15 protein-coding genes and 1 riboswitch are annotated in these 15,878 nt (G+C 73.4%); of the genes, 7 read left to right on the top strand and 8 right to left on the bottom strand.

Features of this window, described 5'->3' with window-relative positions:
- Positions 1-75: 75 nt before the first annotated feature.
- From IH61_RS0117280 to IH61_RS0117265, 4 genes are all read right to left on the bottom strand, one after another.
- A complete protein-coding gene (locus IH61_RS0117280) occupies positions 76-777 on the bottom strand; it encodes a dienelactone hydrolase family protein (RefSeq protein ID WP_031070620.1) in 702 nt (233 codons plus the stop codon).
- Positions 778-825: 48 nt separating this feature from the next.
- Complete coding sequence (locus tag IH61_RS0117275) at positions 826-2,235, bottom strand: sugar porter family MFS transporter (RefSeq protein ID WP_051837265.1); 1,410 nt, start codon at positions 2,233-2,235, stop codon at positions 826-828.
- Between the two features lie 118 nt (positions 2,236-2,353).
- Positions 2,354-3,013, bottom strand: coding sequence for an FMN-binding negative transcriptional regulator (locus tag IH61_RS0117270; RefSeq protein WP_031070616.1), 660 nt, complete (start codon positions 3,011-3,013; stop codon positions 2,354-2,356).
- 13 nt (positions 3,014-3,026) lie between these two features.
- A complete protein-coding gene (locus IH61_RS0117265; RefSeq protein WP_031070614.1) occupies positions 3,027-3,710 on the bottom strand; it encodes a pyridoxamine 5'-phosphate oxidase family protein in 684 nt (227 codons plus the stop codon).
- Positions 3,711-3,744: 34 nt separating this feature from the next.
- Here IH61_RS0117265 and IH61_RS0117260 point away from each other — a divergent pair, with 34 nt between their 5' ends.
- Both IH61_RS0117260 and IH61_RS0117255 read left to right on the top strand, forming a co-directional pair.
- Positions 3,745-5,082, top strand: a complete 1,338-nt coding sequence (locus IH61_RS0117260) for an aminotransferase class I/II-fold pyridoxal phosphate-dependent enzyme (protein WP_031070612.1) — start codon at positions 3,745-3,747, stop codon at positions 5,080-5,082.
- A gap of 158 nt (positions 5,083-5,240) precedes the next feature.
- Positions 5,241-6,449, top strand: coding sequence for a GDSL-type esterase/lipase family protein (locus tag IH61_RS0117255; RefSeq protein ID WP_234327210.1), 1,209 nt, complete (start codon positions 5,241-5,243; stop codon positions 6,447-6,449).
- 54 nt (positions 6,450-6,503) lie between these two features.
- On the opposite strand, the gene IH61_RS0117250 is transcribed toward IH61_RS0117255, so the two are convergent.
- The gene (locus IH61_RS0117250) at positions 6,504-7,862 is read right to left on the bottom strand and encodes an NAD(P)/FAD-dependent oxidoreductase (RefSeq protein ID WP_031070609.1); all 1,359 of its coding nucleotides are present in this window, start codon (positions 7,860-7,862) and stop codon (positions 6,504-6,506) included.
- 182 nt (positions 7,863-8,044) lie between these two features.
- Here IH61_RS0117250 and IH61_RS0117245 point away from each other — a divergent pair, with 182 nt between their 5' ends.
- From IH61_RS0117245 to purB, 4 genes are all read left to right on the top strand, one after another.
- Entirely contained in the window at positions 8,045-8,800 is a 756-nt protein-coding gene (locus IH61_RS0117245) for a HipA family kinase (RefSeq protein ID WP_031070607.1), read from the top strand.
- 40 nt (positions 8,801-8,840) lie between these two features.
- Positions 8,841-9,257 (top strand): DUF3037 domain-containing protein, encoded by a 417-nt coding sequence (locus IH61_RS0117240; RefSeq protein ID WP_078911165.1) that lies wholly within the window; start codon positions 8,841-8,843, stop codon positions 9,255-9,257.
- Between the two features lie 141 nt (positions 9,258-9,398).
- Positions 9,399-9,854: a MarR family winged helix-turn-helix transcriptional regulator gene (locus IH61_RS0117235; protein ID WP_031070604.1), complete on the top strand. Its 456-nt coding sequence runs from the start codon at positions 9,399-9,401 to the stop codon at positions 9,852-9,854.
- Between the two features lie 72 nt (positions 9,855-9,926).
- The gene (purB, locus tag IH61_RS0117230; RefSeq protein ID WP_031070602.1) at positions 9,927-11,357 is read left to right on the top strand and encodes an adenylosuccinate lyase; all 1,431 of its coding nucleotides are present in this window, start codon (positions 9,927-9,929) and stop codon (positions 11,355-11,357) included.
- 7 nt (positions 11,358-11,364) lie between these two features.
- Here the strand turns inward: purB and IH61_RS0117225 are convergent, their stop codons facing one another.
- Positions 11,365-12,903 carry an MFS transporter gene (locus IH61_RS0117225; RefSeq protein WP_051837263.1) on the bottom strand — a complete coding sequence of 513 codons (1,539 nt, stop codon included), beginning with the start codon at positions 12,901-12,903 and terminating at the stop codon, positions 11,365-11,367.
- 312 nt (positions 12,904-13,215) lie between these two features.
- Positions 13,216-13,397, top strand: a riboswitch (cyclic di-AMP (ydaO/yuaA leader).
- A 2-nt stretch (positions 13,398-13,399) separates the two neighbouring features.
- On the opposite strand from IH61_RS0117225, the gene IH61_RS49955 reads away from it, so the two are divergent.
- A complete protein-coding gene (locus tag IH61_RS49955; protein ID WP_031070598.1) occupies positions 13,400-14,374 on the top strand; it encodes a M23 family metallopeptidase in 975 nt (324 codons plus the stop codon).
- Between the two features lie 210 nt (positions 14,375-14,584).
- On the opposite strand, the gene IH61_RS49590 is transcribed toward IH61_RS49955, so the two are convergent.
- Together IH61_RS49590 and IH61_RS0117210 are read right to left on the bottom strand one after the other, a co-directional pair.
- Positions 14,585-15,292, bottom strand: coding sequence for a DUF2470 domain-containing protein (locus IH61_RS49590; RefSeq protein WP_031070597.1), 708 nt, complete (start codon positions 15,290-15,292; stop codon positions 14,585-14,587).
- 113 nt (positions 15,293-15,405) lie between these two features.
- Positions 15,406-15,861 (bottom strand): RidA family protein, encoded by a 456-nt coding sequence (locus IH61_RS0117210; RefSeq protein ID WP_051837261.1) that lies wholly within the window; start codon positions 15,859-15,861, stop codon positions 15,406-15,408.
- Positions 15,862-15,878: the final 17 nt, after the last annotated feature.

Raw genomic sequence — 15,878 nt, 5'->3', positions numbered from 1 at the left:
CCGGTGACTATGGCCTGGGTTCGTACAGCTGTCCATCGGGTTTTCGGGCCTGATGGGGAGGGTGCGGGAGAGGGCTCAACCCAGGTGGCCGGACAGGAAGGTGAGGGTGCGGCGCCAGGCGATCCGGGCCTGGAGCGGGTCGTAGGTGCCGATCAGGTTCTCGTCGTTCATGAAGGCGTGGCCGGCCGGGTAGAAGTGGAACTCGGGGCGGACGTCGGTCGCCTCGCCGATGCGGATCGCCGCCTCGTCGACCACGGCCATCGGCAGCGAGCCGTCCAACTCGCCGAAGTGGCCGAGGACATGGGCGGTCAGGCCGCGGTAGTCGAAGTCCGGGTCGGGCGGCAGGCCGTAGAACGGCACCACCGCGGCCACCCGGTCGCCCTCGTGGGCGGCGAGCAGCAGGGCGAAGCCGCCGCCCATGCAGAACCCCACGGCGCCGACCGCGTCGCCCACCACGCCGTCCTGGGCGAGCAGGAAGCCGACCGCGCCGGAGAGGTCCTCCACGGCCCGCTCGACGGGCAGTTCGCGCTTGAAGCGGGCCGCCTCGGTGCCGTCGTGCGTGGTCGCGCCGCCGAAGAGGTCCGGGGCGAGGACGGTGAACCCCTCGGCGGCGAGGCGGTCGGCCATCGCCGCGACGTGCGAGGTCAGGCCCCACCACTCCTGCACCAGCACCACGCCCGGGCCGACGCCCTGCGGCGGGCGGGCCAGATAGCCGTGCGCGGTACGGCCGTTGCTCGGGAAGGTGACGTTCTGCCGGGAGCCGCCCTGGTCAGTCATGGCTTCCTCTCGGTGGCTCGGGCCGCGTGCGGCGCGGGTCGGCGTGCATCAGCCCATCTCCTCCAGGGCGCGGCCCTTGGTCTCCCTGATGCAGAAGGCCACGAACGGGATGGAGAGCAGCGCGAAGGCGGCGTAGATGACGTACGTGGCGGAGAGGTTCCAGTCGGCGAGGTCCGGGAAGCTGACGGTGATGGCCCAGTTGGCGATCCACTGGGCCGAGGCGGCCACCGACAGGGCCAGTGCCCGGATGCGGTTGGGGAACATCTCGCCGAGCAGCACCCACACCACCACGCCCCAGGAGAAGGCGAAGCAGAGGACGAACACGTGGGCGGCGACCAGAGCGACGGTGGCATGGGTGTCGTCCAGGGTCGCGGTGTCGCCGGTGCCGTTGCGGTAGGAGAACGCCCAGGCGGCGGTGCCCAGCGCGGCCGCCATGCCGATGGAGCCGGCCAGCGCCAGCGGCTTGCGGCCGATGCGGTCCACCAGGGCCATCGCGATCACCGTGCCGATCACGTTGATGATCGAGGTGGAGAGGCTGATCAGCAGGGAGTTGGACTCGTTGATGCCCACCGACTGCCACAGGAAGGAGGAGTAGTAGAAGATCACGTTGATGCCGACGAACTGCTGGAACACCGAGGCGCCGATGCCGACCCAGACGATCGGCAGCAGGCCGAAGCGCCCGCCCAGCAGGTCCCTGAGCCGCGGCTTGTGGGCGGACTCCAGCACCCTGCGGATCTCCGCCACCCGGGCGTCGAGGTCCACGTCCTCGCCCTCCACCTCCACCAGCACCTTGCGGGCCTGCGCCTCGCGGTGGTCGGCGATCAGGAAGCGCGGGGACTCGGGGATGGACAGCGCCATCAGGCCGTACACCAGGGCGGGGACGGTCTCCACACCGAGCATCCACTGCCACGCCTGGATGCCGCCGAGGTGGCCGGTGGACTCGCCCCCGGCGGCCTGGTTCAGCGCCCAGTTCGCCAGCTGGGAGACGGTGATGCCCAGCACGATCGCCATCTGCTGGAAGGAGGCGAGCCGGCCCCGGTAGGCGGTGGGGGCGACCTCGGCGATGTAGGTGGGCGCGATCACCGAGGCGATGCCGATCGCGATGCCGCCCACCACGCGCCAGGTGGCCAGGGTCTCGATGTTCGGCGGGAACATCGAGCCGACGCCGCTGGCCGCGAACAGCGCGGCGGCCAGCAGCATCGTGCGCACCCGGCCCAGGTGGTCGGCCAGGCGGCCGGCGACCACCGCGCCGGCGGCCGAGCCGAGCAGCGCGATGGCCACCACGAAGGCGGTGGTGCCGTGGCCCACCGCGAAGTGCTTCTGGATGCCCGTCACGGCGCCGTTGATCACCGCGCTGTCGTAACCGAACAGGAAGCCGCCCATCGCGGCGGCCGCGGAGATGAACACCACGTGGCCGAGGTGGGCCTCGCCGCCCCGGTGGCTGGTGGGTGTGGACAAGCGCGCTCCCCGAGTGGACGGGCCCGCTCCTACGGCCGAGTGGGCAGGATTCGTCTCACATTCGAGCAGTGGCGGCGGGTCCGCGCCCAATGGCGGGGCCCGATCGGGTGATGCCAGGTCAGCCGGAGGTGCGAGCGGCCGCCGTGCGCAGCTGGTGACGGCGCAGCAGCTGGGTGCGGGCGCCGGCGTACTGGTCGCGGGCGCGGCCGGGGCCCTCGGCGCGTTCGGCGAGCAGGTCGGCGATGGCGTGCTGCTCCTTGGGGCGCTTCTTGTCGTCGTACTTGAACTTGGCCCGGACCTCGCGCACGCTCAGGCGCAGCCCCCGCATGCCGGGCAGCTGGCGGGCCAGTTCGCCCTCGCCGGGCACGACGCGGACCTCGGGCGTCTCCGGCTGGAAGTGCGCCAGCTGGCGGTTGAGGAGCTCCGCCTTGGCGGCGGGGGACTCCACGATCTCGGCGGTGCAGTGGAAGTGCACGGAGGCGTAGTAGCTGGTGGGCGTGCCCGGGGAGCCGCGCCAGTGGCCGGGGGCGAAGGCGTAGCCGTCGGTGACGGCGAGGGTGACGTGCGGGTCGGCGCGGACGGCGGCCAGCAGCGGGTTGGGCGCGGCCAGGTGGAGCAGGATCTCGCCGCGGTCGGCGTCCAGGAGGAAGTGGGTGGGGACGAGGACCGGCCCCTCGTCGGGCCCGCCGTTGGCGGCGAGCAGGCCGAAGTCGCGGCCCTCGGCCAGCCAGGCGCGCCACTCCTGTTCGTCGCCGCGGTCCCAGGTGCGGATCAGCATGGGGACTCCCTGGTCAGCGGGGGTAGGCGCTCAGGTGCGCGGGCAGCGGGACGGTGGTGTGGGCGGCCGGCTCGGGGGCGCCGTGCACGGTGGTGACCGGGATCAGGCCGGCCCAGTGGGGCAGGTCGAGGTCCTCCGGGTCGTCGTTGGCGCCGTCCTCGCGGGTCTTGGCGGAGACCTCGTCCAGGTCGAGGCGGATGACCGCGGTGGCGGCCAGCTCCTTGGGGTTGGCCGGGCGGACCTCGGCGGAGCGGCCGGGGACGGTGTGGTCGACCAGCGCGGCCAGGGCGACGTCCAGCTCCTCGGGGTCGGTGACCTGGTACGCGGTGCCGTGGGCGACGACCGAGCGGAAGTTCACCGAGTGGTTGAAGGCGGACTTGGTCAGCACCAGGGCGTCGACGAGGGTGACGGTGACGCAGACGGGCAGGCCCTGCTCGTCGGAGGCGCCGCGCAGCGGGCGGCTGCCGGTGGAGCCGTGGACGTAGAGCCGGCTGCCGACCCGGGCGAAGATGGTCGGCAGGACGACCGGGGCGCCGTTGGCGACGAAGCCGAGGTGGCAGATGTAGGAGGCGTCGAGGATGGCGTGGATGGCCTCCTGCTCCCAGGTCGCGCGGTCCTTGTAGCGGGTGGGGGTGGTGCGGGGGGTGCGGGAGTAGCCGGGCGCGCCCGCCGTGGCGTCTGCTGTGTGGACCGACATGACAACCTCTATGTACTAGTGCATAATCTGCTTTGTGCTAGGAGACTATCCGCTCAAAGGGCGACGCGCCAGTGAGATCGCGGCCCACATCGAACAGGGAGTCAGCCGGGGCCTGATCGCCCCCGGCACCGCGCTTCCCCCGCTGCGCGACCTCGCCGCCGAACTCGGCGTCAACCCCAACACCGTCGCCGCCGCCTACCGGCTGCTGCGCGACCGCGGAGTGATCGAGACGGCCGGGCGCCGCGGCAGCCGCGTCCTGCCCCGCCCCTCCCTCACCCCCCGCGACCAGATCCAGGTGCCCGTCCCCCCGCACGCGCGGGACCTCTCCACCGGCAACCCGGACCCGGCCCTGCTGCCCGACCTCGGCGCGGCCCTCGCGGCCGCCGCCGAGTCCGCCCGCACCTCGCCCGTCCTGTACGGCAGCGCCGCCGCCGTGCCCGAGCTCCTCGACCTCGCCCGCGCCTCCTTCGAGGCCGACGCACTACCCGGCGGGCCGATCGTCGTCGCCTCCGGCTCCCTCGACGCCGTCGAGCGCATCCTCGGCGCCTGGCTGCGCCCCGGGGACGCCGTCGCCGTGGAGGACCCGGGCTGGGGCAGCCTGCTCGACCTGCTGCCGGCCATGGGCCTGCGGCCCGCGCCCGTCCTGCTGGACGACGAGGGGCCGCTGCCCGCCTCGCTCGCGGCCGCGCTGGAGGAGGGTGCCCGGGCGGTGATCGTCACCAGCCGGGCGCAGAACCCGACCGGCGCCGCGCTCACCGCGCGCCGGGCCGAGGAGCTGCGGGCCGTCCTCGCCGGGCACCCCGACGTGGTGCTGATCGAGGACGACCACGGGCACGGCATGGTCGACCAGCCCTACCACCCGCTGGCCGGCTCCGGGCCGCTGCGCTGGGCGGTGGTGCGCTCGGCGGCCAAGGCGTACGGGCCGGACCTGCGGCTCTCCGTGGCGGTCGGCGACGCGGAGACCGTCGGGAGGGTCGCCGGGCGGCTGCGGCTCGGGGCCGGCTGGGTCAGCCACGTGCTGCAGCGCACCGTCGCCGAGCTGTGGCGCACGGACGCCGCGCCGGCGGCCGCGGTGGCCGCCACGTACCGCGCCCGGCGCGACGCGCTGCTCGGCGAACTGGCCGCGCGCGGGATCGAGGCGCACGGGGAGAGCGGGCTGAACGTCTGGGTGCCGGTGCCGGACGAGACCTCGGCACTGGCGGCGCTGGTGCAGCGCGGCTGGGTCGTGGCTCCCGGCGCGCGCTACCGCATCCAGTCGCCGCCCGGACTGAGATTCACCACGGCGGCGCTGGACACCACGGACGCACGACGGCTGGCCGACGATCTGGCGGCGGTCCTGGGAACGGGCGGTGGACGCTCCCGGCTGGTCTGAACCCGTCGGTAACAAAGCGGGAAACCTCGTGCACGCCTCTGGCGCGGGCTTGCGCGAGCATGCCATCTTCTTGGCGCCACCGGCCGGCGGCCTTCCCCATCCCGACGCGTCCCCCCGTCCCCACCATGCGGGGGGATCGAGCCGCAGGAGTTTCCGTCGTGCCCGAAAACAGTTCGAGCATCACCCGCCCCGCCGCGCGCCGCGGTTCACGGCTGCTCGCCGCCGCCCTCGCCCTGCCGCTCGCCGCGGCCGGGCTGGTGGCCGCGGCGCCCGCCGCCTCCGCCGCGCCCGCCACTCCTGCCCTGGCCGCTCCCACGGGGCCGACCGCCAGCGTGACCCTCGGCGACAGCTACATCTCCGGCGAGGCCGGCCGCTGGAAGGGCAACGCCGCCGGGACCAGCGGCAGCCGCAACGGCACCGACCGGGCCTGGAACGGCAGTTCGGCCGACCCCTCGACCGTGTACGGCGCCACCGCCGCCAGCGGCTGCGACCGCTCGGACGTCGCCGAGGTGATCGGCGCCCCGACCGTCGCGCAGAACCGGATCAACCTGGCCTGCTCCGGGGCCGTCACCGCCAACGTCTTCCGCGCCTCCAACGGCGGCCAGACGCTCAAGGGCGAGGCCCCGCAGGCCGACCAGCTCGCCACCGTCGCCCGCCAGAACAACGTCAAGCTGATCACGCTCTCGATCGGCGGCAACGACCTCGGCTTCAGCGGCGTCATCTCCGACTGCGTGCAGGACTACCTGATCTGGTACTCGTACTGCCACGACTCGGCGCAGTCCTCGATCGACTCCAAGATGCCCACCGCGATGGCGGGCGTCGGCAAGGCCATCGACGAGATCCGCGCCGTGATGGCCGGGGCCGGCTACGCCCAGGGCGACTACCGCCTGGTGCTGCAGTCCTACCCGTCGCCGATCCCGCGCAGCGCCGAGATGCGCTACCCCGAGAGCGGCTGGAGCCGCTCCGACACCGGCGGCTGCCCGTTCTGGGACGGCGACGCCGACTGGGCGCGCGACACGATGGTGCCGCAGATCTCCACGGCGCTGGCGGGCGTCGCCGCCGCCAAGGGCGCGCAGTTCCTGGACCTGTCCGACATGCTCCAGGGCCGCGAGGTCTGCTCGACGGCCACCAGCCAGCCCACCGCCTCCACCGGGCCGTCCGCGACCACCAGCGAGTGGGCGCGCTTCCTGGACGGCGGGCTGAACAGCACCCAGGGCGTGCTGCAGGAGTCCATGCACCCCAACTACTACGGTCAGGCCGCGCTCGGGCGCTGCCTGACCCTGCTGTGGGGGCGCACCAGCGGTGACTTCGCCTGCCGCAACACCGCCGGGCAGGACGCGAGCGGGATGTACCTGAGCGCGCGCTGATCCGCGCGGCGGCCGCCCCTCGCGCCGAGGGGCGGCCGTCCGTACGCCCGCGGGTCAGCCCTTGGCGAGCAGGGACTGGGCGTGGGAGCGGACCTGATCACTCGTCAGGTACGCGTCGGTGTACTCGAAGTCGCGCAGCCGGGCGGGCTGGCGGGCCAGGAAGCCGGTGCGGACGAAGTCGTCCCCGGCGGTCGCGTTGAGCAGCCAGTTCGCGCCGACGCGGAACTTGGCCGCGTTGGTGCGCATCGCCATCAGGTGGTAGCCGCGCGCCACCACCTGGGCGGGCACCCCGCGCAGCTCGACGCCCATCGGCTTGGAGACCGCGTCCTTGCCGCCGAGGTCGACCACCAGGCCCAAGTCCTTGTGGTAGTACGGCTCCAGGGGCTGGTTGCGCAGCGAGGCGATCACGTTGTTCGCCACCGCGCGGCCCTGGCGGGCGGAGTGCTGGGCGGTGGGCGGGCAGACCGCGCCGTCGCCCTTGGCGAGGTCCGGGACGGCGGCCGCGTCGCCGAGCGCGAACACGCCCTCGAACTGTGGCACCCGCATCTCGGCCGTCACCGCGAGGCGGCCGCGCACCGTCTCGGCGTCCAGGGTGCCGATCAGCGGGCTCGCCGCCACGCCGGCCGTCCAGATCAGGGTGCGGCAGGGGAGTACCCGGCCGTCGGTGAACTTGACGGTCTCGGCGCCGACTTCGGCCACCGAGACGCCCAGCGACACCTCGATGCCCCGCTCGCGCAGCACCTCCAGGGCGGCGGTGCCGAGGGCGTCGCCGAGTTCGGGCATCAGCTTCGGGGCGATGTCGATCAGGTGCCACTTGATCTGCCGGGCGTCCAGGCGCGGGTAGCGGTGGGTGGCGGCGGTGGTCAGGCGCTGCAGGCAGGCGGCCGTCTCGGTGCCCGCGTACCCGCCGCCGACTACGACGAACTGGAGCCGGGACTCGCGCTCCTTCTGGTCCAGGGTGGCGGAGGCGAGGTCGAGTTGGGCGATCACGTGGTCGCGGACGTACGTCGCCTCGGCGAGGGTCTTCATGCCCCGGGCGTAGTCGGTCAGGCCCGGGATGTCGAAGGTGCGGGTGACGCTGCCGGGGGCGAGCACCAGGACGTCGTACCTCTGGGCGATCACTTCGTCGGTGATCTTGCGGACCACGCAGACCTTGGACTGCGGGTCCACGCCGATCGCGCCGCCCGGAATGATGTGGGTGCGGCGCAGGCTGCGGCGCAGCGAGACCGCGACCGACTGGGGGGTGAGGACGCCGGCGGCGACGTGGGGCAGGAGGGGCAGATAGAGCTGGTAGCTGAACGGGGTGACCAGGGAGATCTCGGCCTCGGAGGGCGCGAGTTTGCGTTCGAGGCGGCGGGCGCACTCGAGGCCGGCGAAGCCGCCGCCCACGATCAGGATTCGAGGTCGTTCCATCGCTCATCCCTTTGCCGTGCGGGTCGTTCCGTGATTGTCCCCATCGATGACCGCCACACTCGCACGGAGCAGCGGGGGCTGCCACCGGGGCGGGGCCAGTGGGGGCGGCCGGTGCGGGCGGGGCCAGTGGGGGCGGCCGGTGCGGGCGGCCGACGGGGGCGGCGTCCGGATAAGCTCGTGCCGTGCTCCCCGAGGTGACGGCGATCCGGTACGTGACGCCACTGCGAGAAGGCGGCTCGATGCCGGGCCTGGTCGAGGCCGACGACCGGCGGCTCTACGCGCTCAAGTGGGTCGGCGCCGCCCAGGGCCGCAAGGCGCTGGTGGCGGAGGTGCTGGCCGGGGAGCTGGGCCGGCGGCTGGGGCTGCCGGTGCCCGAGCTGGTGACGGTCGACCTCGACCCGGTGCTCGCCCGCAGCGAGCCGGACCACCAGATCCAGGACCAGATGCGGGCCAGCGGCGGGACCAACCTGGGGATGTCCTTCGTCTCCGGGGCGCTGAACTTCGACCCGCTCTGCTTCGAGGTGGACCCTGAACTCGCGGGCCGGGTGCTCTGGTTCGACGCGCTGATCGGCAACGTCGACCGCTCCTGGCGCAACCCCAACCTGCTGGTGGCCACCGGCGGGCTGCGGCTCATCGACCACGGCGCGAGCCTGATCTTCCACCACAACTGGCCGGGCGCGGCCGCCTGGGCGCGCCGCCCGTACGTGGCCCCCGACCACGCGCTGATCCACCACCGGCCCGACCTCGCCGCCGCCGACAAGGAGTTGGCGCCGCTGGCGGAGGAGGCCATAGAGGGCGCGGTGGCGCAGATCCCCGAGGTCTGGCTGGTGGACGAGCCGGGCTTCGACTCGCCCGGGGCGGTGCGCGCCGCGTACCGGGCCCAGCTGACCGAGCGACTGGCCGGTCCGCGCGACTGGCTGCCGGAGGTGCCCGCATGAGTGAGCGGAGCGAGCGAACGATCGATGGCGGGGCGGGCGCATGACCGAGACCTCGCAGAGCCTGCTGCCGGCCGTGGTCGAGCTGTACGACTACGAGTACGCCGTGATCCGGGCGGTGCCGCGGGTCGAGCGCGGCGAGTGCGTCAACGTCGGGGTGCTGCTGTACTGCCGCCGCAGCACGCACCTGGCGGCGCGCACCCATCTGGACCAGGGGCGGCTGCTGGCGCTGGACCCGGTGGCGGACGTACAGGGGGTGCGGCGGGCGCTGCAGGGCATCGAGGCGGTCTGCGAGGGCGGCCCGCAGGCCGGGCCGGCGGCCGCGGACAGCCCCGGGCAGCGCTTCCGCTGGCTGACGGCGCCGCGCAGCGCGGTCGTCCAGCCGGGGCCGGTGCACACCGGGCTGACCGCCGATCCCGAGGTGGAGCTGCGGCGGCTGTTCGAGCAACTGGTGCTGTGACCGGTGCTGTGACTTCGGTGCGGCGATTGCTGGTGCGATTGGTGCTGTGACCGGTGCTGTGAGGCGTCCCCGCGGCGACGCGCTGACGGTTGCTGTGGTCAAAGCTTGAGTTACTGAAGCAGTTCGCCGTACCCTGGGGCCATGGGTTCGACCTCGACGACGACCGTCCCGACCAACGCCGAGCTGATGGAGGTGTTGGCCGCCGTCGGTGCCGCGTACTTCCAGGACTTCGCGGCCGCCGCCGCCCGGCACGGCCTCTCCTCCTCCCAGGCGAAGGCGCTGGGCGCCGTCCAGGAGCCGGTACCGATGCGCGCGCTGGCCGGGCGGCTGGGCTGCGACGCGTCGAACGTCACCGGGATCGTGGACCGGCTGGAGTCGCTGGGCCTGGCCCACCGCGAGGCCGCCGCCGGGGACCGCCGGGTGAAGATCGTGGTGATCACCGACGAGGGCCGCGAGAGCCTCAACCGCATCCGCGGCGAGATGGCCCGCACCCACCAGGCGTTCGAGGCGATGACCGATGAGCAGCGCATCGCCCTGCACTCGATCTGCGGGCAGGTGCTGCCCGTGCTGGCCGGCCGGACGGGCGCGCCGCAGTAGCGCCATGGCTCTACGGGCGTAGCGCGTCGGTGGCTGCGAGGGCCGTGACCTCGGCTGTTAGGCTTGCGAAGCGTGAGCGCGAAGCCCCAGATCCCCAATGTCCTGGCCTCCCGGTACGCCTCGGCGACCCTGGCCCAGCTGTGGTCCCCCGAGCACAAGGTGGTCCTCGAGCGCCACCTGTGGCTCGCCGTCCTGAAGGCCCAGCAGGACCTCGGCGTCGAGGTGCCCGCGACGGCCGTCGCCGACTACGAGCGGGTGATCGACCAGGTCGACCTCGGCTCGATCGCCGCCCGTGAGCGGGTCACCCGCCACGACGTGAAGGCCCGCATCGAGGAGTTCAGCGAGCTCGCCGGGCACGAGCAGATCCACAAGGGCATGACCTCCCGGGACCTGACCGAGAACGTCGAGCAGCTCCAGATCCGCCAGTCCCTGGAGCACGTGCGCGACCGTACGGTGGCCGTGCTGGTGCGCCTGGCCGGTCTGGCCGCGCAGCACTCCGAGCTGGTCATGGCCGGCCGCTCGCACAACGTGGCCGCGCAGGCCACCACCCTGGGCAAGCGCTTCGCGTCGATCGCCGACGAGCTGCTGGTCGCCTTCCGCCGCCTGGAGGAGCTGATCGCCCGCTACCCGCTGCGCGGGATCAAGGGCCCGGTCGGCACCGCGCAGGACATGCTGGACCTGCTCGGCGGCGACACCGACAAGTTGGCCGAGCTGGAGCGCCGCGTCGCCTCGCACCTCGGCTTCGACAACGTGCTGACCAGCGTCGGCCAGGTCTACCCGCGCTCGCTGGACTTCGAGGTGCTCACCGCCCTCGTCCAGCTGGCCGCCGCGCCGTCCAGCCTGGCCAAGACCATCCGCCTGATGGCCGGCCACGAGCTGGTCACGGAGGGCTTCAAGGAGGGCCAGGTCGGCTCCTCCGCGATGCCGCACAAGATGAACACCCGCTCCTGCGAGCGCGTCAACGGCCTGGCGGTCATCCTGCGCGGCTACGCGTCGATGACCGGCGAGCTGGCCGGCGACCAGTGGAACGAGGGCGACGTCTCCTGCTCGGTGGTGCGCCGGGTCGCGCTGCCGGACGCGTTCTTCGCCTTCGACGGCCTGCTGGAGACCTTCCTGACCGTCCTCGACGAGTTCGGCGCCTTCCCCGCCGTGGTCGAGGCCGAGCTGGACCGCTACCTGCCGTTCCTCGCCACCACCAAGGTGCTGATGGGTGCGGTGCGCGCGGGCGTGGGCCGGGAGACCGGGCACGAGGTCATCAAGGAGCACGCCGTCGCCTCCGCGCTCGCCATGCGCGCGGGCGCCCGGGAGAACGAGCTGCTGGACCGCCTCGCCGCCGACGAGCGGATCCCGCTGGACCGGGCCGCGCTGGACGCGCTGCTGGCCGACAGGCTGTCCTTCACGGGTGCGGCCGGGGCGCAGGTCGCCGAGGTCGTCCGCCGGGTGGAGGCCGTCGCGGCCGCCTACCCGGAGGCCGCCAAGTACGCGCCGGCCGACATTCTCTGACGGCACTTCAGTTTTTGGGCCCCGCTGCCGGACCGGTGGCGGGGCCCTCGTGCGTCTGGAGGCGGCCCGGGTCCAGCGGCGGGGTGGTGGTGCCGCAGGGCCACTCGCAGTTCGGCTCGGCCACCGGGCGCTCCTCGCCCCCGGGGGTGAGGACGTTGCCGCGGATGGTGGAGAAGGCGATCAGGCCGCCGGCGGCCAGCAGGCCCGCGCAGATCAGCATCGCGGTGTGGAAGGCGGAGTCCACGGAGGACGGCACCCGGTAGGCGTCGCCGCTCAGCCCGGCCAGGGCGGGCAGGGCGGCCACCGCGAGCAGGCCCGCCGCGCGGGCGGCGGCGTTGTTGACGCCGCTGGCGATGCCCGCGTGCCGTACCTCCACGGCGGCCAGCACCGTCGCCGTCAGCGGGGCGACCAGCAGCGTCATGCCGCTGCCCATCACGGCGACGGCGGGCAGCACGTCCAGCCAGTAGGAGGAGTGCGCCCCGGTGCGCAGCATCAGCAGGACGCCCGCGGCGCAGAGCAGCGGGCCGAAGGTGAGCGGCAGGCGCGGGCCGATCCGCTTGCCGAGGCGCCCGGCGCGGGCCGAGAAGAGCAGCATCAGCACGGTGATGGGCACCAGCGCGAAGCCGGAGACCAGTGGGGAGAAGCCGGCGACGATCTGCAGCTGCACCACCAGGAGGAAGAAGACCCCGCTGAAGGCGGCGTAGACGCAGAGGGTGACCAGGTTCACGGCGGTGAACAGCCGGGAGGTGAAGAGGCCCAGCGGCAGCATCGGGTCGGGCGTGCGGCGCTCGACGACCAGGAAGGCCGCGCCGAGCAGCACGCCCAGCACGCCGGAGACCCAGACGCCGGGGGAGAGGCCCTCGCCGGCGGCCGTCAGGGCGTAGGTGATCGCGCCGAGGGAGAGCGCGCCGAGCAGGGCGCCGGTCACGTCGAAGCGGCCGCTCGCGCCCTCGTCCCGGCTCTCGGGCACGTAACGGGAGGTGACGGCGATCACGGCGGCGGCCAGCGGCAGGTTCAGCAGGAAGATCCAGCGCCAGCCGGGGCCGTCCACCAGCCAGCCGCCGAGGAAGGGGCCGATCGCGGCGGACACCCCGCCGAGGCCCGACCACAGGCCCACCGCGGGCGAGCGGTCGTCCGGGTGGAAGACGGCCTGGAGCATGGCGAGGGAGCCGGGGGTGAGCAGGGCGCCGCCGACGCCCTGGACGGCGCGGGCGGCGATCAGCACGTGGATGTTCGGCGCGGCCGCGCAGGCCGCGGAGGCGATCGCGAACCAGACCACGCCGAGCAGGAACACCCGGCGCCGGCCGTACCGGTCGCCGAGCGCGCCACCGAGCAGGATCAGCCCGGCGAGGGTGAGCAGGTAGGCGTTGAGCGTCCACTGGAGGGACGCGAGGGAGGCGCCGAGATCGGCGCCGATCCTGGGCAGGGCGACGTTGACGACCGTGCCGTCGAGCATCGCCATGCTGGAGCCGAGCACCGTCGCCAGTAGTACCCAGCGACCCTGCGCGGTGCCCAGGCGCAGGGTGCCGGCCTCGGAGGTGGCCACGGGGTGATCCTCCGCCCGCTGGGGTGTGCGTGACAAGGGTCACCGGGTGGTGTGTCGGTGGTGGGCGGTGGGTGAGCGGGCGGTCACGGGGCGTCGCGGAGTTCGGCGCAGGGTCGTGGATCAGTGGCGCGGGGTGAATGAGTTGTATGCGTACGGTGCTTGTGCCGGTTCGAAGGGTGAGCGTTTCGGCGGGGGTCGGAGTGGTTTCGGGAGATCGACATTGCTTCACCCGGACGGATGAGTTTTAGTTCAGCGACCGACCGGCCAGCCCGGTCGGACCCACCGGGTGGAACGCCGAGTCCTGCCGCTGCCCGGTGGCTCGCAACGAACTCTGTACGGCAGGAGCGGGGGACCCACAGGTAAGTCGCCGGACCGTTTCTGCGCGCCACAGTGCGTGTACGACCAGGGCCGGCTCGGGGTGAAGCCGCGCATGCGGCCGGGCAACTCCAGCCCGAACCCGACAGCTCACCTCGCAGGCGTCGGAGAGGAAAGTTCCATGCCTGCTCAGGCTCGTCGTATCACCATGCCCCGCGCCGTCCGCATCGGCATCGCCACCGCGGTGACCGGGGTCTCCTTCGTCCTCCCGCTGGTCACGGCGGTGAACGCCCAGGCCCACACCGGCGGTCACACCGCTCCGGCCGCTCCGGCTGCTCCGGCCGCCGCCGCTGCTCCGGCTGCTGCCGCCGCCGGTTCCGCTGCTCAGGAGAGCTACCGGGTCGTCAGCGGTGACACCCTGTCGAAGATCGCCGACGCGAAGCACGTCGAGGGCGGCTGGCACGCGCTGTACGAGCGGAACCGCTCGGTCGTCGGCGCCGACCCGAACCTGATCTTCCCGGGTCAGCAGCTGACCGTGGCCGCTGCGGCCGCCGCCGCTGCTCCGGCCGCTCCCGCCGCCCCTGCGGCTCCGGCTGCTCCGGCCGCTCCGGCGCAGAAGCCCGCCGCCGCGCCGAAGGCCGACCTCCAGGTCACCACCGAGGCCGCCAAGCCGGCCGCCAAGGTCCAGACCCAGGTTCAGACCGCCGCCCCGGCGCAGGCCGTGACCGCCGCTCCGGTCGCCGCCACCTCCGGTTACGTCGCGCCGCTGGCCAACCCGGTCCTGGGCGAGGCGTACGGTGTCGCCGGTTCGATGTGGGCCTCCGGCCACCACACCGGCCAGGACTTCGTCGCCTCCACCGGCACCCCGCTGCGCGCGGTCGCCAACGGTGTCGTGGTGAAGGCCGGCAACGGCGGCGCCTACGGCAACGAGGTCGAGATCAAGCTCGCCGACGGCAAGTACGCGCAGTACGCGCACCTCTCGTCGATCGGCGTGAAGATCGGTCAGACCGTCACCGTCGGCCAGCAGCTCGGCCTCTCCGGTGCGACCGGCAACGTGACCGGCCCGCACCTGCACTTCGAGATCCGTACCGGCCCGGAGTACGGCTCGGACATCGACCCGGTCGCGTACCTGCGTGCGCACGGCGTCGCGCTCTGACGCGACGGGGTCGCTCCAACCACCGCCGGTGCGGGGCGAATCGATCGTCCGGGATGGTCATGTCGGGTGACCGCTCGACCGGATGACCGCCGTACCGGTGGACATGGGCGCGGGACACGCCCAGGCCGGCCCGGCTTCGCGGGACCTCTCCCTGCGAGGCCGGGCCGGCCGTTGCCGTTTTCCGGGCTCTGCACGGCAGTTGGGGCCGTGTCAGGCACGGTTGGCGTGCAGGCCCTGGTGGGCGGCGGTGAGGAGCTCGTGCACGAGGTGGCCGAAGTCCTCGGCGTCGCGGGCGGGTTGGGGGAAGACCAGGCGTACGTCGCGGTGGCCGTCCGGGTGTTCCAGGCGCAGGACGAGGCCGAAGCGGTCCACGGCGAGCGGGCGCACCTCCGGGCGGCCGGCGAGCAACTCCCGGTCGAGCAGCCGGGTGAGGACGTGCAGGGCGTCGGCGTGGTCGTCGGCGAGGTGGGTGAGCAGCGCGGCCTCGTGGCGGGCCAGGGGGTCGGGGGTGGCGAGGGCGAGGTCGGCGGCGGTGAGCGCGCCGGTGCCGTACGGGGTGGAGACGACGGCGTGGGCGACGTCGATCCGCAGGTGGACCGAGAGTCCGTCCTCGGCGAGGTGGGCGAGGTGCAGCCGCCCGGCGAGGGTGAGGCGGGCGCGGACGCGGTCGCGGACGGCGACGGGGGCGACGTCGGTGAGGTCCACGACGACGGCGAGGCCCTCCGTGGCTCCGGTCGCCGCGCCGGTGAGCGGGGAGTCGAGCGGGACGCGCAGGCGCAGTCGGGAGCCGTGGACGGAGACGGGGGTGTCCAGGTCGTGGCGCTCGCCGTGGGCGCGGACGGTGAGCGAGGAGGCGGCGTCGAGCAGGCTCAGGGCGCGTTCGGCGTAGGTGGGCTCGGGGGTCCCGGGCAGGCTCACGGCAGTCCTCCAGTTGGTTAGGTGAGCCTAACCTAATCATGTGGAGTGGCTGTGGCAAGCGTGCGAGGGCCCGGACGCGCGGCGCGTCCGGGCCCTCGGGGGCGGGGGTGTGCTCAGGCGACGACGGCCTGGGCGTCGATCTCCACCAGCATGGGCTCCTGGGGCAGTTCGACGAAGATCGTGGTGCGGCAGGGCTTCACGCCGCCCGGCTGGATGTTCTCGTCGATGAACTCGGCGTAGACCTCGTTCATCAGCGGGAAGTCCGCCCGCTTGGTGAGGTAGACGCGGAACATGACCACGTCCTCGATGGTCGCGCCGCCGGCCTCGACGATGGCCTTGACGTTCTCCAGGGTGCGGCGGGTCTGGGCCTTCACGTCGCCGTGGTGCAGGTACTCGCCGGTGGCCGGGTCCTGCGGGCCCTGGCCGGAGACCTGGAGGATGGGGCCCTTGCGGACGCCCTGGGAGAACATCCAGGCGGGCGCGGGGGCGCCGTCGGTGCGGATCTCGGTCTTCTCGCTCTTCGCGGACTTCTGGTAGTTCTCGTAGTTCTCGGACTTCTCGCTGGACATGGGTGTCCGGGCTCCTC

Source organism: Streptomyces sp. NRRL WC-3742 (assembly GCF_000720635.1).
Lineage (GTDB): Bacteria > Actinomycetota > Actinomycetes > Streptomycetales > Streptomycetaceae > Kitasatospora.
This window is presented reverse-complemented; position numbering and strand designations above follow the sequence as displayed.